General features: G+C 69.3%; 14 protein-coding genes and 1 pseudogene. 14 read left to right on the forward strand and 1 reads right to left on the reverse strand.

Features of this window, described 5'->3' with window-relative positions; translation table 11 throughout:
- Positions 1 to 6: 6 nt before the first annotated feature.
- Positions 7 to 999 (reverse strand): XdhC family protein, encoded by a 993-nt coding sequence (locus C1I89_RS30090; RefSeq protein ID WP_102775930.1) that lies wholly within the window; start codon positions 997 to 999, stop codon positions 7 to 9.
- Positions 1,000 to 1,151: 152 nt separating this feature from the next.
- Between C1I89_RS30090 and C1I89_RS30095 the strand changes: the two genes are divergently transcribed.
- From C1I89_RS30095 to C1I89_RS35485, 14 genes and pseudogenes are all read left to right on the forward strand, one after another.
- Positions 1,152 to 1,970 (forward strand): AraC family transcriptional regulator, encoded by an 819-nt coding sequence (locus tag C1I89_RS30095; RefSeq protein WP_102775931.1) that lies wholly within the window; start codon positions 1,152 to 1,154, stop codon positions 1,968 to 1,970.
- Between the two features lie 89 nt (positions 1,971 to 2,059).
- Positions 2,060 to 4,900, forward strand: coding sequence for a xanthine dehydrogenase family protein molybdopterin-binding subunit (locus tag C1I89_RS30100; RefSeq protein WP_102775932.1), 2,841 nt, complete (start codon positions 2,060 to 2,062; stop codon positions 4,898 to 4,900).
- Positions 4,897 to 5,457, forward strand: a complete 561-nt coding sequence (locus C1I89_RS30105; protein WP_102775933.1) for a (2Fe-2S)-binding protein — start codon at positions 4,897 to 4,899, stop codon at positions 5,455 to 5,457. The genes C1I89_RS30100 and C1I89_RS30105 overlap by 4 nt, the downstream gene beginning before the upstream one ends.
- Positions 5,447 to 6,751 (forward strand): cytochrome c, encoded by a 1,305-nt coding sequence (locus tag C1I89_RS30110; protein ID WP_102775934.1) that lies wholly within the window; start codon positions 5,447 to 5,449, stop codon positions 6,749 to 6,751. Before C1I89_RS30105 ends, C1I89_RS30110 begins: the two co-directional genes overlap by 11 nt.
- 292 nt (positions 6,752 to 7,043) lie before the next feature.
- Positions 7,044 to 7,757, forward strand: a complete 714-nt coding sequence (locus tag C1I89_RS30115) for a gluconate 2-dehydrogenase subunit 3 family protein (RefSeq protein WP_102775935.1) — start codon at positions 7,044 to 7,046, stop codon at positions 7,755 to 7,757.
- Between the two features lie 3 nt (positions 7,758 to 7,760).
- Positions 7,761 to 9,536, forward strand: coding sequence for a GMC family oxidoreductase (locus C1I89_RS30120; RefSeq protein WP_102775936.1), 1,776 nt, complete (start codon positions 7,761 to 7,763; stop codon positions 9,534 to 9,536).
- Between the two features lie 12 nt (positions 9,537 to 9,548).
- On the forward strand, positions 9,549 to 10,862 hold the full coding sequence (locus C1I89_RS30125; RefSeq protein ID WP_102775937.1) for a c-type cytochrome: 1,314 nt from the start codon (positions 9,549 to 9,551) through the stop codon (positions 10,860 to 10,862).
- 99 nt (positions 10,863 to 10,961) lie between these two features.
- Entirely contained in the window at positions 10,962 to 12,605 is a 1,644-nt protein-coding gene (locus C1I89_RS30130) for a VRR-NUC domain-containing protein (RefSeq protein WP_102775938.1), read from the forward strand.
- Positions 12,602 to 14,872 (forward strand): ATP-dependent DNA helicase, encoded by a 2,271-nt coding sequence (locus C1I89_RS30135; protein WP_102775939.1) that lies wholly within the window; start codon positions 12,602 to 12,604, stop codon positions 14,870 to 14,872. The genes C1I89_RS30130 and C1I89_RS30135 overlap by 4 nt, the downstream gene beginning before the upstream one ends.
- A gap of 91 nt (positions 14,873 to 14,963) precedes the next feature.
- The gene (locus C1I89_RS30140) at positions 14,964 to 16,436 is read left to right on the forward strand and encodes an amidase (RefSeq protein WP_102775940.1); all 1,473 of its coding nucleotides are present in this window, start codon (positions 14,964 to 14,966) and stop codon (positions 16,434 to 16,436) included.
- Between the two features lie 213 nt (positions 16,437 to 16,649).
- Positions 16,650 to 18,269 carry a methyl-accepting chemotaxis protein gene (locus C1I89_RS30145; RefSeq protein ID WP_102775941.1) on the forward strand — a complete coding sequence of 540 codons (1,620 nt, stop codon included), beginning with the start codon at positions 16,650 to 16,652 and terminating at the stop codon, positions 18,267 to 18,269.
- An 8-nt stretch (positions 18,270 to 18,277) separates the two neighbouring features.
- Entirely contained in the window at positions 18,278 to 18,778 is a 501-nt protein-coding gene (locus C1I89_RS30150) for a chemotaxis protein CheW (protein WP_102775942.1), read from the forward strand.
- Complete coding sequence (locus C1I89_RS30155; RefSeq protein ID WP_102775943.1) at positions 18,775 to 20,034, forward strand: CheR family methyltransferase; 1,260 nt, start codon at positions 18,775 to 18,777, stop codon at positions 20,032 to 20,034. Before C1I89_RS30150 ends, C1I89_RS30155 begins: the two co-directional genes overlap by 4 nt.
- Positions 20,035 to 20,038: 4 nt before the next feature.
- A pseudogene (locus C1I89_RS35485) lies at positions 20,039 to 20,146 on the forward strand (chemotaxis protein CheW); the annotation flags it as partial.
- Between the last annotated feature and the right edge of the window lies 1 nt (position 20,147).

The following is a 20,147-nucleotide window of genomic DNA, read 5'->3' on the forward strand; positions in this document are numbered from 1 at the left end:
CGGCGCTCAGCGCGGCTTGGACGCGGCGATGGAAAGCGCGGCGGGCAGGTCCACGCCGTTTTTCACGGCCAGGATTTCGGCCATGATGCTGACCGCGATCTCGGCCGGCGTCTTGCTGCCGATGTGGATGCCGACCGGACCCCTGAGCCGGGCCAGGCTGGCGTCCGTGTGGCCGAAATACGTTTTCATTCTGGCCCGGCGCGCCGCGCTGTTGCGCCGCGAGCCGATGGCGCCGACGTAGAAGGCCGGGCTGTCCACGGCCTCGAGCAGGGCCATGTCGTCCAGCTTGGGATCGTGGGTCAGCGCCACGATGCAGCTGCGCAGGTCGGGGGCGAAAGCGGCCACGGCGTCGTCGGGCATGTCGGTCACCATGCGCACGCCGGGCATGCGCCAGCCGTCGCGGTGTTCGGCGCGCGGATCGCAGACCGTGACCGAGAACCCATTGAAGCGCGCCATGGTGGCCAGGTATTCGGCCAGCGCGCCGGCGCCGATCAGCAGCATGCGGTACGCCGGCCCCAGCGTGTATTCCAGCGTGTCGTCGTCGAACCGCAGCGTGCCGGGCGCGTGCGCGCGGTCCAGCCGCATGGCGCCGTCCTGGCGGCGGACCGTGCGGCGCACCAGTTCGCCGGCTTGCAGCCGTTGAAGCAGTTCCGCCAAGGGTTCGAGCGCGGGATTGAATTCGGCCAGCAGCTCCAGCGTGCCGCCGCAGGGCAGGCCGAACCGATGCGCTTCGTCAGCGCTGACGCCATAGCGGATCAGTTGCGGCGGCTGCGCCGGCATGCCTGCGGGGCGGCGCGCATGGCGCAGGATCAGGTCGTCCTCGACGCAGCCGCCGGATACCGAACCGGCGCTGCGGCCGTCCTCGCGCAGCGCCATCATGGCGCCCACCGGGCGCGGCGACGAGCCCCAGGTCCGCACCACCGTCAACAGCATCGCGCGCTGCCCGGCCTGCCGCCACTGGCAAAGATGGCGCAGGACGTGGAGCTCGATATCGTCCATCGCCTGCGTTGAGCTGTCCGGGGTTGACGGGTGATAGGGCTGCATGGCGGCATGAGCGGGTAGGGGCGGAGCAGGCAGGATAGGATGCCCCCGTTAGTATGTATACGGCTTAAAATGGCAAAAAATCGGTCAATCAGGTCAACGTGAACGGCATGACGACTTTGGCGGATCTGGACATCGACAGGCTCGATGAGTTTGAGGCGTCCGACGCGCCCGTGATCGGCCGGCAGGTGGAGCTTGCCGGGCGCAGGAGCGAGGTGCCCGTGCACCGGCATCGCTACGGGCAACTGGTGCTGGCCTTGCGCGGCGGCGTGACCTGCGAGGTGCCGAATTCGATCTGGATGGTGCCGCCCGGATGCGCGGTGTGGATACCCGGGAGGATGACGCACAGCATGCGCGCGACGGACAACGCGCGCATCTGCAATCTCTTCGTGCGGCCGGACGCCGCCCGTCTGCCGCGGCAATGCTGCACCCTGTCCATTACGCCGCTGGTGCGCGAGCTGATGCTCGACATGGCGCAGGCCGACGCCAGCTATCCGCCGGACAGCCCCACGGGCCGCAAGGCGGTGGTGTTGCTCGAAGAGCTGGTGAAGATGCCGGTCGAGCTCTTGCACCTGCCGACGTCTTCCGATCCGCGCCTGCAGAAGATCGCCAGAATGCTGACGGAGAACCCCGCCGACAGGCGCACGCTGGCGGCCTGGGGCAGGGAGGTGGCCATGAGCGAGCGTTCGCTGGCCCGGCTGGTCCATCAGGAAACCGGGCTGTCGTTCGGCCGCTGGCGCCAGCAGCTGCACCTGATCGTGGCCATGCACCAGCTTGCCGCCGGCAACTCGGTGCAGCGCGCCGCCGACCATCTCGGCTATGAGTCGGTGACGGCGTTCATCTCCATGTTCCGCAAGGCCGTGGGCAAGCCGCCGGCAAAGTACTTCGCCGAACTCGCCCGGCCCGATTCCGCGCCTGGCCGGTCTTAGCGATTTTTTGTCGCTTTCGTGCAGGACGAGCGCGGACGCGGCTGACAGAATCATTGGCTTCTTCCCTCCGTGGCACAGAGGCCGAAAATATGAGCAATGGTTTCACCAGGCGCGACTTCCTGTGGAGCGGCGTCGTCTCCGGAATCGCGGTCGCTTTGGTCAGGCCCGCCCAGGCGTTCGCCGCCGCGCCCGTGCGGCAGCCCCCGCCGCTGTCGGCATGGGACGCGGAAGCAGGCAGGATGCGCCATCGCATCGACGCGCTGGCCAAGGTGACGGGCGAGAAGACCTTCGGGTTCGATATGCGCGCCGTCGACCTGCCCGGATGGCCCGACACGCAATCCCATGCCATGCTGCTGCGCGCCACGCGGGCCGACGGCGTCTATGCCGGGATCGACCTGGGCATGCTGGAAGCCGGGCTGCAGCCCGACCGTGTGGTCACCGCGCAAGACCTGGAGCGCGACGGCATCGCGATAGCCGATGGCGAGCTCTTGCTGCGCGCCGGCACGACGCCGGCCTATCTGGGGCAGGCCGTGGCCATGCTGATCTGGCATGATTTCGCGCGCTTCAGGGCGGCCAAGACGATACTGAAATCCAGCCCGGGCGCGGTCCGCTTCGAAGGCGGCGGGCAGCCGCTGGTGCGCGACCCCTGGGCCAGCCTGCGCTATGTGCGCGTGGGCGGGCAGGACCCGTTCGCCGATGACGTCTACTCCAGCTTCAAGGACAAGGCATTGCGCCCGGCGCGCTTCGTCAAGCAGGCGCCAGAATGGGCGCGCAGCGACGCGCTGGACGCCGCCGGCCTGGCGCACGCGCAGCAGATCGCCGAGGCGCTGGAACAGCCCCGCCTGGGGCAGCTGGTGCTGGAGCGGGAATACTTCTCCCAGTCCATCGAACCGGCGCCATTGGAAACCGATAACGGCAACTGCTGGTACGAAAGCGCGGACGGCACGCTGCACGTGATCGTCGCGACGCAGGCCCCGCAGGAGATCCTGCAGCATGCCGCCCGGATGTTCGCCGCCAGCCGGCGCGACATCCGGCGCATTCTGCTGACGCCGTGCCATACCGTGGGCTACGGGGCCAAGGAAGCCAGCATGTTCCAGTTGCTGCCGATGATCGCGGCGCTGTACGCGGACGGCCGTCCCGTGCGGCTGGCCAACGACCGCTACGAGCAGTTCCAGGCCGGCACCAAGCGCCACAGTTTCCATATCCGCTACCGCATCGCGGTGGATCGCGCCAGCGGGAAATTCCAGGTTTTCCAGGCCAGGCTGGTCGGCAATGGCGGCGGGCGCAGCAGCGGGTCGCCCATCGTGGGCTTCGCCACCCTGGTCGGCGCGCAGTCTCTTTATTATTTTCCGCGTAGCGATCTGATGAGCACGATGCAGGCGTCGCGCGCGGTGGATGCGGCCGCCGTGCGCGGCGTCGGCATGGTGCAAAGCATAGGCGCGACCGAAATGCTGGTCGACGAGGTCGCGCAGGAACTGGGGCTGGACGCCATCGAGCTGCGTCTGGCCAACGTGCTGCGCGCCAACATGAAGAACACGCAGGGCGCCATTCCCGGCGGCGAGCTGCGCGGCGCCGAAGTGCTGCACCGGATGGCCGCGCATCCGCTGTGGCGGGAGCGGCAGCGGCGCAAATCGGCCTACGAGGCCGAGCATCCGGGCCGGCTGTACGGCGTGGGGGCCGCCTGCGCCTATCGCGAATACGGCAACGGGGCCGACGCCGCATACGCCGGCGTCGCGTTGTCGCCGGACGGGCGGATCGAGCTGCGCCACGTCGCGGTGGAGATCGGCACCGGCTCGACCACCAGCCAGGCCTACGCCTGCGCCAAGTGGCTGGGCCGCCCGGCCGACGCGGTGGAGTGGGGCCAGACACGTTGGCCCGAGCTGCCCATGCAGACCAGCGAGAATCCGCGCACCATCTCGCAGGCGGCGCAGGACCTGCTGGCGCAGAACCCGTACTGGACGCCGTATATTTCCTCGCCCTCGTCGGCGTCGAACTCCTCGTATTACTTCAGCCACGCCACCATCGAGGCCAGCCGTTTTCTGTTCATGCACGGCCTGTGGCCCGCCGCGGTCGCGATCTGGAGCCGGGGCATCGGCGGCGGCCAATGGGCGTCCTCGGCGGTGCGGCCGGAGGAGGCCCGCTGGGTGGGCGGACGGCTGACGGCTGGCGGGATGACGCCGCTGCCGCTGGAGACGCTGGCGCGCAAGGCCTATGAACTGAACCTGGTCACCGGCGTCGCGGTCCACGACTTCAGCCGCGGGCAATGGACGGAATCCGATTTCGCGCTGCCGTCGGGCGTCGAACGCTGGCAGATCGACGGCCTGGCCGTGCGCCGGGGCGACGGCGGCGGGCCGGCGGCCGGCGGCACGCCCACCGCCGGCGGCTATTGCTTCATTCCGCGCACGCGGGTGGCGTACCCGGCGGTGCAGCGCAATAACGCGGGATTCCTGTTGAACAGCGTGCTGGGCGTGCTGGCCGAAGTCGCGGTCGAGAAGGCCAGCGGCAAGGTCGAAATCCTGCGCCATCACGCGGTGCTGGAATGCGGCAACCAGCTGGTGCCGGAGCTGGTGTCCGGGCAATTGCAGGGCGGGGCGGCCATGGGCATCGGCCACGCGCTGCACGAATACCTGCCGCTGTACGAGGACGGGCCGGGCAACGGCACGTGGAACTTCAACCGCTACAAGCTGCCGCGCTCGCGCGACGTGGCGGTATGGACGCAGACCGCCGAAATACTGCAGCCCCTGTCAGGTTCCGATCCCTACAAGGGCATAGGCGAACTGTCCATGATGCCCATCGTGCCGGCGCTGGCCAACGCCGTCGCCCATGCCACCGGCCACCGGTTCCGGGAACTGCCGGTCAGCGCGGACAAGATTCTCGCCGCGCTGCAATCAGGGCCCGGTGCACAGGCCCGGAACAGGAGCGCCACATGAAAAATTCCATCGTATCCCTGCCCCTGACGCTGGACGTCAATGGCAAGACCTACGGGCCATATGAGGTGCCGCAGGACATGATGATGATAGACGTGCTGCACGAGTACCTGAATCTCACCGGCACGCGGTTCGGCTGCGGCCAGGGCGAGTGCGGGGCCTGCACCGTGATCGTCGACGGCCAGGACGGGCCGCAGGAGGTCCGCACCTGCATCACTGGCGCGCACTATTTCAAAGGCAGGAAGGTGCGCACCATCGAAGGCCATGCGCGGCGCGACGCGGACGGCGCGGTGGTCGAACTGTCGCCGGTGCAGCAGGCTTTCGTCGATGGCTACAGCTTTCAGTGCGGCTATTGCACGCCCGGCTTCGTCAACGCGGCCACCGTGCTGGTGGAAAGGCTGAAGCGCACGCCGATCGCCGAGCATGAGGTCGACGCGGCCGTCGAGGCCGCGCTCGACCCGCACCTGTGCCGCTGCACCGGCTACGTGCGGTATTTCGAAGCGGTCAGGCAGGTCGTCCTGCAAACCCCCGGACTGGTGAGGCGCGACCATGGCCGATGACACCGTCCGCAAGCGCCGGCAAGGCGCGAAACGCTGGCTGGCGGCAGGCGCCGCCGCGGCCGCGCTCGCCGTCATCGCCCTGGTCGCGGTGCAGGAAGGCCGGCGGTGGCTGGCCCAGTCCGATCCGGTGCAGCACGTCGATGCCGCCGCCGGGCAGATCGAGCTGGGCAGATACCTGGCGACCGTCGCCGATTGCGCGGCCTGCCATACCGCGCATGGCGGCGCGCCGTTAGCCGGCGGACGGCCGCTGCAGACGCCGTTCGGCGCGATTCACTCCACCAATATCACGCCGGACCCGGACCACGGCATCGGCCGCTACACGGCCGAGGAATTCCATCGGGCGCTGACGCGCGGCACGGCGCGCGACGGGCATCTGCTGTATCCCGCCATGCCGTATACCTCGTACCGCGGCATCAGCAGGCAGGACAGCGATGCGATGTACGCCTACCTGATGAACGTGCCGGCGGTCGCGCAGCCCAATCGGGAGAACGGGCTCTCGTTCCCGTTCAACCTGCGCTTTGGCTTGTACTTCTGGAACTTCCTGTTCGCCGGCGACGGGCAGGCGCAGGCGCGGCAGGACGATGCGCCCGCGCTGCTGCGCGGCAAATACCTGGTCGATACGCTGGGCCATTGCGCCGAGTGCCACAGCCCGCGCGGCGCGCTGGGGCAGACGGACCGGCGCCGGCCGCTGGCCGGCAACAACACCCTGGCCCGTTTCGCCGCGCCGGACATCACGCGCGCCGGCCTGCTGGCCCGCGGCTGGACCGAGGACGAACTCAGGCGCTACCTGCGCACGGGCGTCAGCGCGGTGGCGGTGGCGTCGGGCGAAATGCTGGAAGCGGTGAATCTCTCGACCAGCCGATGGCGCGAATCGGATATCGACGCCGCGGTGTCGTACCTGTTCGCTTCCGGCCCGCAAGCGGCGCCGCCCGCCGTCGCCCAGGCCGAGGCTGGGCGGCCGATGGAACAGGACCTGCCGGGACGCTCGCATTACCTGAACCTGTGCGCCGGCTGCCATGCGGCCAATGGCCGGGGCGTGCCGCACGTGGCGCCGGGCCTGCTCGGCAACAGCAGCGTGACCGACGCCGATCCGCACAACCTGCTCGTTTCGATACTGGACGGGCTGCCGGCGCACGAGCTGCCCGGCCTGGAGCGCATGCAGGCCATGCCGGGGTTCGCGCGCACGCTGTCCGACGAGGACATCAGCGCGCTCGGCAACTGGCTGCGGGTCGAGTACGGCAAGCGGCCGGCCAGCGTGACGCCCGGCGACGTGGCCAGGCTGCGCCAGCGCTGAATTTGCGCGAAATCGTTCAAGGAGTTGTCAGAAAAGCCCGCTTATGCGGGCTTCTTACATAGTCCTTAATGCAAAACACATTTCCACACTGAGAAAATGAAACTGATACGGTCAATCGAGCGTATCAGTTGGCGGGAAAAGCGCATAATGTCGGCACCTTTTCTTGTGCCCCTTTCACAGGAAGAGTCGATTTTCTGTAAGCGTAGAGCTTGTTGTCTCTAGCTCGGCGGTTCGTGTTTCCAGGTTCATGTTCTGTAGGGCTAGGGCGGCTTGGGTTATCACGGAGATGTTTATGACAGAAGACGCAAAGCCGCGCAGGCGGTTCCTGCAGGCGTTGGCCATCGTGCCGGCGTCGACGTTGGCGGTGGGGGCAATGACCACCGGCTGTACCAACGGGTCGGAAAGCGCCAAGGCGCCTGCGGCCAAACCTTATGAACCCACCTACTTCAGCAAGGCCGAATGGGCCTTCATCGTCGCCGCGGTCGATCACCTGATCCCCGCCGACGAGTACGGCCCCGGCGCCATCGAAGCCGGCGTGCCCGAGTTCATCGACCGCCAGATGGAAACGCCGTTCGGCCACGGCAAGCTCTGGTACATGCAGGGGCCGTTCCCCCCCGACGTGGTGCCCGAGCTGGGCTACCAGATCAACCAGAATCCCCGGCAGGTCTACCGCAACGGCATCGAGGCCTGCGACGCCTGGTGCACGAAGACGCACGGCAAGGTCTACGCGGAACTGGACAAGCCGCTGCAGGAGCAGATCCTGAAGGACCTGCAGGCCGGCAAGATCGAATTCGAGACCGTGCCGTCCAGGACCTTCTTCAATTTCCTGCTGGCCAACACCAAGGAAGGCTTCTTCGCCGATCCGATGTACGGCGGCAACAAGAACATGGTGGGCTGGAAGATGGTGGGCTTTCCGGGCGCGCGCGCCGACTACATGGACTGGGCGGACCAGCCCAACGTGAAGTACCCCTACGGTCCGGTTTCGATTTCCGGGGAGAGGGGCTGAACCATGGCGATCAAGAAAGACAAAGTCGATGCGGTGCTGGTCGGGTTCGGCTGGACCGGCGCGATCATGGGCCAGGAGCTGACCGAGGCCGGCCTGCACGTGCTGGCGCTGGAGCGCGGCGGCATGCAGGACACGCCCAAGGACGCCGAGTACCCCAAGGTGATCGACGAGCTGGCGTATTCCGTGCGCGGCAAGCTGTTTCAGGACCTGTCCAAGGAAACCGTGACCATCCGCCACGGCGTGGACGACGTGGCGGTGCCGTACCGCCAGAACGGCTCGTTCCTGCTGGGCAACGGCGTGGGCGGGGCGGGCTTTCACTGGAACGGCATGCACTACCGCGTGCTGCCCGAAGAGCTGGAGCTGCGCACCCGCTACGAGACGCGCTACGGCAAGGACTTCATTCCCGAAGGCATGACCATCCAGGACTTCGGCGTCACCTACGACGAACTGGAGCCGTACTTCACCAAGTTCGAGTACGTGTGCGGCACCTCGGGCAAGGCCGGCAACCTGAACGGCAAGGTCGTGGAGGGCGGCAATCCGCTGGAAGGCAAGCGCAGCAAGGAATATCCGCTGCCGCCCCTGACCACCACTTACGGCGCGCAGCTGTTCGAGAAGGCCGCGCGCGAGGTGGGCTTCAACCCGTATCCGGCGCCCGCGGCCAACGCGTCCGGCCCGTACACCAATCCGTACGGCGTGCGCCTGGGCCCCTGTAATTTCTGCGGCTTCTGCGAGAACTACGGCTGCTACATGTATTCCAAGGCCTCGCCGCAGACCACCATCCTGCCGGTGCTGCTGAAGAAGCCCAACTTCGAACTGCGCACGCAGTCGCAGGTGATCAAGGTGAACCTGGACGCCAGCGGCAAGAAGGCGGTCGGCGTGACTTACATCGACGCGCAGGGCCGCGAGGTGGAGCAGCCGGCCGACCTGGTGATCCTGTCGGCCTACCAGATGCACAACGTGCGCCTGCTGCTGCTTTCGGGCATCGGCAAGCCCTACGATCCCAAGACCAACGAAGGCGTGGTCGGCAAGAACTACGCCTACCAGATGAACGGCGCGGTCAGCATGCTGCTGCCCAAGGGCACGCAGCTCAATCCGTTCGTGGGCACGGGCGCCGGCGGCGTCAGCATGGACGACCTCAACGGCGACCAGTTCGACCACGGCCCGCTGGGCTTTCTGGGCGGGGCCAGCATCCGCCACGTGCGCTATGGCGGGCGTCCCATCAAGCAGACGCCCACCGCGCCGGGCACGCCCAGCTGGGGCACGGCCTGGAAGGCGGGCGTGCAGGACGCCTACCAGCGCCACCTGAGCATCGGCATCTCGGGCTCGGTGATGTCGTACCGCGACGCCTACCTGTCGCTGGACCCGACCTACAAGGACAGCAACGGCCAGCCGCTGCTGCGCATGACCTTCGACTGGCACGACAACGAGTTCGAGATGCTGGGCTACATGGGCAAGCGCATGGAGGAAGTGGCCAAGGCCATGAAGCCCGAGAAGTACTTCGTGGGCGTGCGCAAGAAGGGCGCGCGCTACGACACGCGGGTCTACCAGAGCACGCACAACACGGGCGGGGCCATCATGGGCTCCAATCCCAGGGAAAGCGTGGTCAACAAATACCTGCAGAGCTGGGACGTGCCCAATGTGTTCGTGATGGGGGCCTGCGTGTTCCCGCAGAACATGGGCTACAACCCGACGGGCCTGGTCGGGGCGCTGGCCTTCTGGTCCGCGCAGGCGATCCGCGACCAGTACCTGAAGAACCCCGGCCCGCTGGTCCAGGCGTAAGGAGACGGAACAATGATCAAGCACACCATTGTCGCCGCGCTCTCCGTCCTGGCCGCCGGCTCCGCCTGGGCGGCGGATGGCACGCCGGCTGCGGCCGACGCGCAGCTGGTCAAGCAGGGCGAGTACCTGTCGCGCGCCGGCGACTGCATCGCCTGCCATACCGCCAAGGGCGGCAAGCCGTTCGCGGGCGGACTGGGCATCGAGTCGCCGCTGGGCACGATTTACTCCACCAACATCACGCCGGACAAGGAAACCGGCATCGGCGAGTACAGCTACGAGGACTTCGACCGGGCGGTGCGCCACGGCGTGGCCAAGGACGGGCATTCGCTGTATCCGGCCATGCCGTACACGGCCTACGCCAAGGTCACGCCCGACGACGTGAAGGCCTTGTATGCCTACTTCATGCACGGCGTCGAGCCGGTGAAGCAGGCCAACAAGGACACCGACATCACCTGGCCGCTGTCCATGCGCTGGCCGCTCGGCGTGTGGCGCTGGATGTTTGCGCCGGACGCGGTCAGCGGACCCGCCGCAAGCGACCTCAAGGGCGCCGACCGCGAGGCGCTGCTGCGCGGGCAATACCTGGTCGAGGGCCTGGGCCATTGCAGCACCTGCCATACGCCGCGCGGCTTCGCGCTGCAGGAGAAGGCGCTGACCGAGGCCGACGGCTCGGCGTTCCTGTCGGGCGGCGTGGTCGAGGGCTGGCTGGCCAAGAACCTGCGCGGCGATATGGCCGACGGCCTGGGCGGCTGGACCAAGGAAGACATCGCGGCCTTCCTGAAGTCCGGGCGCAACGGGCATTCGGCGGCCTTCGGCGGCATGGCCCAGGTGGTCGGCGACAGCACGCAGCACCTGTCCGACGCCGACGTCAACGCCATCGCCGTGTACCTGAAGAGCCTGCCGCCGGTGAACAAGGACGACGCCAAGCCGCTGGCCTATGACGATTCCGTGGCGCAGGCGCTGCGGGCCGGCAAGGACAAGGGCGACGGCGCCATGGCCTTCCTCAACAACTGCGCGGCCTGCCACCGCAGCACCGGCAAGGGCTATGCGGAAACGTTCCCGCAGCTGGCGCTCAGCTCCACGGTGAATTCGGCCGACCCCGCGTCGCTGATCCACATCGTGCTCAAGGGCGCGCAGATGCCGGCGACGGCCACCGCGCCGACCGCGTACGCGATGCCGGGCTTCGACTGGCGCATGACCGACAAGGAGATCGCCGACGTGGTGACCTTCGTGCGCTCCAGCTGGGGCAACAAGGCCGGCGCGGTCAGCGCCGCGGACGTGGCCAAGGTGCGCAAGGAAGTCGGCGCCCAGCCGCAGCCGGCGCGCTGAGGTATCGCGGCGTCTGCCCGGGGACGGCCGGCAAGCCTCGCGCTTGCCGGCCGTCCTGCTATGATTGCTGGATAAATATCCAGTCATCCGGCCGCGCCGATGTTTCCTCCGCACCGCTATTACTACCTGCACAATTTCGAGCGCGCCCTGGCGTGGATCGCCGAGCGCTACGGCGACCTGCTGGACGACGCCGAGCGGCGCTTCCTGGCGGATTTCCAGGCCCTGCCGCAGGCGTCGCGGGCGCTCATGGTGCGCATGCTGATGCGGCGCGGCCCGTGGTTCCGGGCCACCCGCCTGAGCTACGAAGAAATCCCCGGCACGCTGGCGGCCGCCGCGCCGCTGGCGGCGCTGGGCTGGCTGGACGCCGCGGCGCCCATGACGCTGGACGAGCTCTTCGGCCTGCATACCAAGGGCGAACTGGCCGCGATATTCCGCGACGCGCCGGTGAAGGCCGGCGCCCGCAAGGCCGAGCTGCTGGAGGCGCTGCGGCCGCTGCATCCGCCGGCGCAGCCTTATGCCGCCTGGCATCCGCGCGCCGCCGAGCCGGTCTGGCGGGTGATGGCGGCCGATCTCTGCGAACGCCTGCGCCTCATGTTCTTCGGCAATCTGCATCAGGACTGGTCGGAGTTCGTGCTGGCGGACCTGGGCGTGTTCCAGTACGAAACCGTGGCGTTCGACGCGGACTCGCGCGCGTTCCAGGCGCGCGCCGACATCGACCGCTACCTGGCGCTGCACGCGTGCCGCCAGGCGCTCGAAGCGGGCGCGCAACTCGATGCGCTGCTGCCGGCCATCGACGCCTGCGCCAGCGATAACCCCTGGCTGGAAAAGCGGCGCGGCAAGCTGCTGCTGCGCATCGGCCAGGCCTGCGAGCGCGCGCAGGACTGGGGCGCGGCGCAGCGCGTGTATGCGCTGTGCGCCTATCCCGGCGCGCGCCACCGCCGCATCCGCGTATACGAGCGCATGGCGCGCTTCGACGAGGCCCTGGCGCTGGCGGCGCGCGCGCAGGCCGAACCCGAAAGCGAAGAAGAAAGCCAGCGGCTGGCGCGCATGATGCCGCGCCTGCTGCGCGGCGCCGGGCAGGCCGCGGCCGCAAGGCGCCGCGCGCCCGCGGTGGCGCGGCGCGACCTGTCGCTGCCGCGCCCCGGCCAGCCCATGCCGGTCGAGTTCGTCGCGCGCGATCACCTGCACCGCGACGACGCGCCGGTGCATTACGTCGAGAACGCGCTCATCAATTCGCTGTTCGGCCTGCTGTGCTGGCCGGCGGTGTTCGCGCCCGTGCCGGGGGCGTTTTTCCATCCGTTCCAGCGCGGGCCGGCGGACCTGGACGCGCCGGACTTCCACCAGCGCCGCGAGGCGCGCTTCGCGCAATGCCTGGCGCAGCTGGACACGCCGGACTACCGCGACACGATCCTGGCGCGCTACGCCGAAAAGCGCGGCGTGCAGTCGCCGTTCGTGTTCTGGGGGGCGCTGTCCGAGCCGCTGCTGGCGCTGGCGCTGGACTGCCTGCCGGCGGCGCACCTGAAGCTGTACTTCACGCGGCTGCTGCGCGACGTCAAGGCCAACCGCTCGGGCCTGCCGGACCTGATCCGCTTCTGGCCCGGCGAGCGCCGCTACGAACTCATCGAGGTCAAGGGGCCGGGCGACAAGCTGCAGGACAACCAGGTCCGCTGGCTGGAGTATTGCGTGGCGCACGGCATGCCGGTCAGCGTCTGCCACGTGAGCTGGCAAGAGGACGCGCCATGAAGCACGCGGTCGCGGTGCGCACGCTTTGCGAGTTCACGGCCCGCGCCGGCGACCTGGATTCGCGTTTCACGCCCGCGCCCAGCGGCCTGGAGGGCATGGCCGGGCACGCCGCGGTGGCCGGGCGGCGCGGGCCGGACTACGAAACCGAGGTGGCGCTGTCCGGCGAATACCAGAACCTGCTGGTGCGCGGCCGCGCCGACGGCTACGATCCGGCGGCCAACCAGCTCGAAGAGATCAAGACCTATCGCGGCCGCTTCGAGAGCGTGCGCGACAATCATCGCGCGGCGCATTGGGCGCAGGCGCGGGTCTACGGGCACCTGCTGTGCCAGGCCCGCGGGCTGGCGCAGCTGCGCGTGGCGCTGGTGTATTTCAACCTGGCCACCGAGGAAGAAACCGTGCTGGTGGAAACCCAGGACGCGGCGGCGCTGCAGGCGTATTTCCACGACTACTGCGGCCGTTACCTGGCCTGGGCCGCGGCCGAACAGGCGCACCGCCGCGCGCGCGACGCGGCGCTGGAAGCGCTGGCGTTTCCGTATGGCGCGTTTCGCAGCGGCCAGCGCGAGCTGGCCGTGGCCGCGTACCGCACGGCGCGCGACGGCGGCTGCCTGATGGCGCAGGCGCCCACCGGCATCGGCAAGACGCTGGGCACGATCTTTCCCGTGCTCAAGGCCTGCCCGGGCGCGGGGCTGGACAAGGTCTTCTTCCTGGCCGCCAAGGGGCCGGGCCGCGGCCTGGCGCTGGAGGCGCTGGAAACCGTCAACGCGCAGCCGGCCGCGCCGCGCCTGCGGGTGCTGGACATGCAGGCGCGCGACAAGGCCTGCGTGCATCCGGACAAGGACTGCCACGGCGAATCCTGCCCGCTGGCCCGGGGCTTCTACGACCGGTTGCCGGGCGCCCGCCAGGCCGCGCTGGCGCACGCGCGCATGGACGCCGCGGCGCTGCGCGCCACGGCCGCCGAACATGAGGTCTGCCCGTACTACCTGTCGCAGGAAATGGCGCGCTGGGCCGACGTGGTGGTGGGCGACTACAACTACTACTACGACGCCACCGCCATGCTGCATGCGCTGACCCAGGCCAACCAGTGGAAGGTGGCGGTGCTGGTGGACGAGGCGCACAACCTGGTGGAACGGGCGCGCCGCATGTACACGGGCGAGCTCGACCAGGGCATGCTGGCGGGCGCGCGCCAGGCCGCGCCCAAGCCGCTGAAGAAAGCGCTGGACGGGCTGAACCGTTCCTGGAACGCCCTGAACAAAAAGCAGGCCGAGGCCTACCAGGCCTATGACGAAGCGCCGGCCGGGGTGCTGGCGGCGGTGCAGAAGGCGGTGGCCGCGATCACCGACCACATGGGCGAGCATCCGCTGGCGCAGGACGATCCGGTGCTGGCGTTCTACTTCGAGGCCCTGCATTTCATGCGCCTGGCCGAGCAGTTCGGCCCGCATGCGCTGTTCGACGCCACCCTGGACGCGGGCGGCGCGGCCGGCGCCAGGACGCCGCGCTCCACGCTGTGCGTGCGCAACGTGATCCCGGCGCCGTACCTGGCCGGGCGCTATGCGGCGGCGCACGCCACGGTGCTGTTCTCGGGCACGTTCAGCCCGCAGCAGTTCTACCGCGACACGCTGGGCCTGCCGCCGGCGGCCGCCTGGATCGACGTGGCCGCGCCGTTCCAGGCCCGGCAACTGGAGGTGCGGGTGGTGGGCGATGTGTCCACGCGTTTTCGCGACCGCGAGCGTTCGCTGGCGCCGATCGCCGACCTGATCGCGCGCCAGTACGCCGAGCGGCCGGGCAACTACCTGGGCTTTCTCAGCAGCTTCGACTACCTGCGCCGCGTCTCGGACCTGATGCGGGAACGCCATCCGGACGTGCCGATATGGGCGCAGACGCCGGGCATGGACGAGGCCGGGCGCGCCGCGTTCCTGGCGCGTTTTTCCGAGGACGGGCGGGGCGTGGGCTTCGCGGTGCTGGGCGGCGCTTTCTCGGAAGGGGTGGACCTGCCGGGCAGGCGCCTGATCGGCGCCTTCATCGCCACGCTGGGGCTGCCGCAGGTCAACGCCGTCAACGAGCACGTCAAGCGCGCCATGGACCGGCGCTACGGCGAGGAGAACGGCTACGACTACACCTATCTGTATCCGGGCATGCAGAAGGTGGTGCAGGCGGCCGGCCGGGTGATACGCACCGAAGACGACGTGGGCACGGTGCACCTGATCGACGACCGCTACCGGCGCGCCAAGGTGCGCGGCCTGCTGCCGGGCTGGTGGCGCGTGCGCTGATCAGCCGCAGGCGGCCGCGCGCCGCCGCCGCGCTTTGGGTAGTATTTCGTCTGCGTCCGCCTGGCAGGCGGCGCACCACAAGGAGACAAGCATGCCTACTGCCGCCCCCGCGCCCGCCGCGCTGAACGATATCGTGGCCATGCCGGCCCATGCGCTGTCCGAGGCGATCCGGCTGCGCCAGGTGTCCTGCCGCGAAGTGATGGCCGCCTACCTGGCGCATATCGACCGGGTCAATCCCAAGCTCAACGCCATCGTGGCCCGGCGCGACAGCGACGAACTGATGCGCGAGGCCGCCGAACGCGACGCCCAGCTGGACGCCGGGCAATGGCTGGGCTGGCTGCACGGCATGCCGCAGGCGCCCAAGGACCTGACGGCGGTGCGCGGCATGGTGACCTCCATGGGCTCGCCGGTCTACAAGGACCAGGTGACGGCGCACGACTCCATCATGATCGAGCGCATGCGGGCCTCGGGCGCCATCTTCATCGGCCGCAGCAACGTGCCGGAATTCGGGCTGGGCTCGCATACCTACAACGCCGTCTACGGCGCTACCGGCAATCCCTACGATCCTTCCCGGACGGCCGGCGGCAGCAGCGGCGGCGCGGCCGCGGCGCTGGCCGCGCGCATGCTGCCGGTGGCCGACGGCAGCGACTTCGGCGGATCGCTGCGCAACCCGGCCGCGTTTTGCAATGTGTACGGTTTTCGGCCGTCGGCCGGGCGCGTGCCGTCCGGGCCGGCGCCCGAGGTCTTCCTGAAGCAGTTGTCCTACGAAGGCCCCATGGGCCGCACGCCGCGCGACGTGGCGCTGCTGCTGTCGGTGATGGCGGGCTACGACGCGCGCGCGCCGCTGTCGCTGTCGGACGATCCGGCGCAGTTCGCGCAGCCGCTGGAGACCGACCTGCGCGGCAAGCGCGTGGGCTGGCTGGGCGACTGGAACGGCTACCTGCCCATGGAGCCCGGCATCCTGGACCTGTGCGAGCGCGCGCTGGGCGATCTGGCGGCGGTGGGCTGCGAGGCGCTGGACTACCGGGTGCCGTTCGCCGGCGACCGCTTGTGGCGCATGTGGCTGGTGCACCGCCACCTGATGGTGGGCGGCCAGTACCATGCCCTGGTCCACGATCCCGAGACCCGCAAGCTGGCCAAGCCGGCGCTGATCTGGGAGGTCGAGGGGCTGGACGGAATCACGGCGCGCCAGGTCTACCAGGCCACCGAAGAGCGCAGCGCCTGGTACCAGACGGTGCTGCGCATGTTCGAGGAAGTCGATTACCTGGCGGTGCCGTCGGCGCAGGTGTTCCCGTTCGACGTCAATATGGACTGGCCCAAGCAGATCGCGGGACGGCCGATGGACACTTACCACCGCTGGATGGAGACCGTGACGCCGTGGACGCTGGCCGGCTGCCCGGTGATCAGCGTGCCGGTGGGCTTCAACGCCGCCGGGCTGCCGATGGGCATGCAGCTGATCGGCCCGCCGCGCGGCGACCTGGCGGTGCTGCAGCTGGCGCATGCCTACGGACAGGCGCAGGACTGGGTCCGCGAACGGCCGCCCGTCGCGCTCTGGCGAGACTGAGGCGGCGGGGCCGAATGCGCCTGGTTTTGTAAGCTTTTTTTGCTTTTTTCAGACGAAACGACCCCAATCGGGGTCGTTTCGTCATTTTTCATGGCTGGCCGGAGCCGCCTTTGCAATAATTGCCGACGAACTCAACATCCCGTAATAGACACGAGGACCGGCGCGGGCCGGCGGCCGAACAGGCGAGTCGACACTGTAGAAAAGGTTTCCGGCATGAATAATCTGACACTGCGCCAGCGCATCCTGGCCAGCTTCATGGTCATCCTGGCCATCATGGCATTGATGGTGGTGGTCGATTACCGGCGCCTGCTGGTGATCGAATCGGAAGCCCAGCTGATCAACAGCGACGCGGTGCCGGGCATCTATCACAGCGCCTCGATCCGCGCCGCCTGGTTGACGGGTTTCATCACGGTGCAGGACGCCCTGAGCCTGGATACCGCGCAAGAACGCGCCACCGCCCTGGAGGCCCTGCCGAAGAACGACCAGGCGCTGGACGAAGAGGTCGCGCAATACCGCCGCACCATCGAACGCAACGACGACATGCAGCTCTTCGAGGCCTTCGAGCGCGAACTGCGGGAGTACAAGCGCATCCGCGCCGAGATCCTGGCGCCGGGCACGCTGGCGGACGCCGCGCTGGCGCAGGCACGCGTCAAGTCGGACCTGCGGCCGGCGTTCTACAAGGGCCGCGACATCCTGGCCACGGTGGTGACCGAGAACAAGCGGCAGGCCGACGCGGCGGCCGAGGCCATCCGCAAATCGGTGACCGACGCCGAGGTCGGCATGATGGTGTCGCTGGCCCTGGCCATCGCCGCGGCGGTGATCTGCGGCGTGCTGCTGATGCGCGCCATCGCCGACCCGATGCGCTACATCGTCAAGACGCTGGAGTCCACCGGCGGCGGCGATCTGACCCGCCGCCTGAAGCTGGCGCGCAAGGACGAGTTCAACGCCATCGAGACGGGCTTCAACGGCATGCTGGACGAGCTGACCGGACTGGTCGGCAAGACCCAGCGTTCGGCGGTGCAGGTCGCCACCTCGGTCACCGAGATCGCGGCCACCTCGAAGCAGCAGCAGGCGACCGCCTCGGAAGTGGCCGCCACCACCACCGAGATCGGCGCCACCTCGCGCGAGATCTCCGCCACTTCGCGCGAACTGGTGCGCACCATGACGGAAGTCTCGGGCGCGGCCGAGCAGACCGCGGCGCTGGCTGGCAACGGCCAGGTCGGGCTGGCGCGCATGGAGGACACCATGCGCAACGTGGTCGGCGCGGCCGGCTCGGTCAACGCCAAGCTGGCGATCCTCAACGAGAAGGCCGGCAACATCACGCAGGTCGTGACCACGATCACGAAAGTGGCCGACCAGACCAACCTGCTGTCGCTGAACGCCGCCATCGAGGCCGAGAAGGCGGGCGAGTACGGCCGCGGTTTCGTGGTCGTGGCCACCGAGATCCGGCGGCTGGCGGACCAGACCGCCGTCGCCACCTACGATATCGAGCAGATGGTGCGCGAGATCCAGTCGTCGGTCTCGGCCGGCGTCATGGGCATGGACAAGTTTTCCGAGGAAGTGCGCCGCGGCATGGCCGACATGCAGCAGGTGGGCGACCAGCTGTCGCAGATCATCCAGCAGGTGCAGACCCTGGCGCCGCGCGTGCAGATGGTCAACGAAGGCATGCAGGCGCAGGCCACCGGGGCCGAGCAGATCAACCAGGCGCTGCAGCAGCTGAGCGACGCGGCGCAGCAGACGGTGGAGTCGCTGCGCCAGTCCTCGCTGGCCATCGATGAGCTGACGCTGGTGGCCAACGACCTGCGCAGCGGCGTGTCGCGCTTCAAGGTGTGACGGCGGACATGGCGGACTCCCACGCCCGCGCGGCGGCCGCACGCCGGCTGTACCTGCTGTTCTGCATCGGTGCCGACCGCTATGCGCTGGAGGCGCGCGACGTCGCCGAGGTGCTGGGCCTGCGCGCGCTCAAGCAGGTGCCCGGCGCGCCGTCGTGGGTGGCCGGCATGCTGGAGCGCCGCGGCGCGGCGGTCCCGGTCATCGACATGAGCGCGCTCGCCGGACGGGGGGCGGCGGCGGCCGTGACCAGCACGCGGCTGGCGCTGGTGCGCTACCGCGGCGCGCCGCAAGCCGAACCGCGGCTGCTGGGGCTGATCCTGGAGCAGGCCACGGAAACCGCGCATTTCGACCCGGCCGCGTTCCGGCCGGGCGGGCTGGATCATCCCGAGGCCCGCTACCTGGGGCCGGTGCTGAGCCACGCCGGCGGCCTGGTGCAGGCCGTACGCGTCGACGATCTGCTGCCGGCGGCGGTGCGCGCGCTGCTGTTTCCGGATGAGGCCCGGCCATGATGCTGGCCGACGATTTCAGCGCGCTGCTCAAGCGGCGCATGGGCCTGGACAGCGGCTCGATCGGCAAGGCGGCCGTGGAGCGGGCGGTGCGGCGCCGCATGAGCGTGGCCGGCGTGGACGACGAGGGCGATTACCTGCAGCATGCCCGCAGCTCGCTCGACGAAATGCAGCAGCTGATCGAAGCGGTGATCGTGCCGGAGACCTGGTTCTTCCGGTATCCGGAGTCGCAGGCCGCGATGGCCGCGCTGGCGCGCGAGCGCCTCTACGCTCCAGGCGCCGAGCACCGCGTGCTGCGGGTACTGAGCCTGCCGTGTTCCAGCGGCGAAGAACCGTATTCCATCGTCATGGCGCTGCTGGACGCCGGCGTGCCGGCCGAACGCTTCCAGGTGGACGCGGTGGACATCAGCGTGCGCATGGTCGAGTTCGCGCAGCGCGCCGTGTATGGCCGCAACGCATTCCGCGGCGACGACCTGGCCTATCGCGACCGTTATTTTTCCGAAACCGGCGACGGCCATCTCCTGGCCGGGCACGTGGCCGCGCGCGTGCGGTTCCGTTCGGGCAACCTGTTCGATCCGGGGCTGCTGGCGGGCGTCGCGCCGTACGACTTCGTGTTCTGCCGCAATCTGCTGATCTATTTCGACGCGGCCACGCAGGAACGCGCCGTGCAGGTGCTGCTGCGCCTGGCGCGAGACGACGGCGCGCTCTTCGTCGGCCCGGCCGAGACCAGCCTGCTGACGGCGCGCCGGCTGCCCGCGCTGCCGATGGCGCGCGCCTTCGCCTTCGGCGCGCGCGCCTTGCCGGCGGCGGCCAAGGCCGCGCCGCGGCCGGCGCGCCCGCTGGCGCATGGCTGGACGCCGCCCCGGCGGGCGCTGCCGCAGGCGCCCGCACCGGGCCTGGCCCGGCCGCACGCCGCGCGGCCCGCGCCGGCGCCGGCCAGGCAGGACGCCGATGCCTCGTTGCAGCGCATAGCCGCTCTGGCGGACCAGGGGCGGGTGGACGAGGCCGCCGCGCAGTGCCAGGCCCATATCGACGCCCACGGGGTCAGCGCCGAGGCGCTGTATCTGCAAGGGCTGCTGCAGGACGCCGCCGGCGACGCGCGCCAGGCCCAGGCCGCGTACCGCAAGGCGCTGTACCTGGAGCCGACCCACCGCGAGGCGCTGCTGCACCTGGCCGCGCTGGTCGCCTCCGAGGGCGACCACGAGGGCGCCCGCCGCCTGCAGGCGCGCGCGGCGCGCGAGGAGACGCGCCGTGAGTGAAACCCTGGACAGGCTGGCCGACGTGGACGACTGCTGGAACCGCATCGGCATCCGCGGCGACCAGAGTTGCGCGCAGTTGGCGGGCCACGTGCATTGCCGCAACTGTCCGGTCN

Source organism: Achromobacter pulmonis (assembly GCF_002885955.2).
Taxonomy (GTDB): domain Bacteria; phylum Pseudomonadota; class Gammaproteobacteria; order Burkholderiales; family Burkholderiaceae_B; genus Achromobacter; species Achromobacter pulmonis_A.

Excerpts from the sequence above, each read along its gene's own strand:
- C1I89_RS30090 (WP_102775930.1), bottom strand. The coding sequence starts at position 999 with ATGGACGATATCGAGCTCCACGTCCTGCGCCATCTTTGCCAGTGGCGG.
- C1I89_RS30095 (WP_102775931.1), top strand. The coding sequence starts at position 1,152 with ATGACGACTTTGGCGGATCTGGACATCGACAGGCTCGATGAGTTTGAG.
- C1I89_RS30100 (WP_102775932.1), top strand. The coding sequence starts at position 2,060 with ATGAGCAATGGTTTCACCAGGCGCGACTTCCTGTGGAGCGGCGTCGTC.
- C1I89_RS30105 (WP_102775933.1), top strand. The coding sequence starts at position 4,897 with ATGAAAAATTCCATCGTATCCCTGCCCCTGACGCTGGACGTCAATGGC.
- C1I89_RS30110 (WP_102775934.1), top strand. The coding sequence starts at position 5,447 with ATGGCCGATGACACCGTCCGCAAGCGCCGGCAAGGCGCGAAACGCTGG.
- C1I89_RS30115 (WP_102775935.1), top strand. The coding sequence starts at position 7,044 with ATGACAGAAGACGCAAAGCCGCGCAGGCGGTTCCTGCAGGCGTTGGCC.
- C1I89_RS30120 (WP_102775936.1), top strand. The coding sequence starts at position 7,761 with ATGGCGATCAAGAAAGACAAAGTCGATGCGGTGCTGGTCGGGTTCGGC.
- C1I89_RS30125 (WP_102775937.1), top strand. The coding sequence starts at position 9,549 with ATGATCAAGCACACCATTGTCGCCGCGCTCTCCGTCCTGGCCGCCGGC.
- C1I89_RS30130 (WP_102775938.1), top strand. The coding sequence starts at position 10,962 with ATGTTTCCTCCGCACCGCTATTACTACCTGCACAATTTCGAGCGCGCC.
- C1I89_RS30135 (WP_102775939.1), top strand. The coding sequence starts at position 12,602 with ATGAAGCACGCGGTCGCGGTGCGCACGCTTTGCGAGTTCACGGCCCGC.
- C1I89_RS30140 (WP_102775940.1), top strand. The coding sequence starts at position 14,964 with ATGCCTACTGCCGCCCCCGCGCCCGCCGCGCTGAACGATATCGTGGCC.
- C1I89_RS30145 (WP_102775941.1), top strand. The coding sequence starts at position 16,650 with ATGAATAATCTGACACTGCGCCAGCGCATCCTGGCCAGCTTCATGGTC.
- C1I89_RS30150 (WP_102775942.1), top strand. The coding sequence starts at position 18,278 with ATGGCGGACTCCCACGCCCGCGCGGCGGCCGCACGCCGGCTGTACCTG.
- C1I89_RS30155 (WP_102775943.1), top strand. The coding sequence starts at position 18,775 with ATGATGCTGGCCGACGATTTCAGCGCGCTGCTCAAGCGGCGCATGGGC.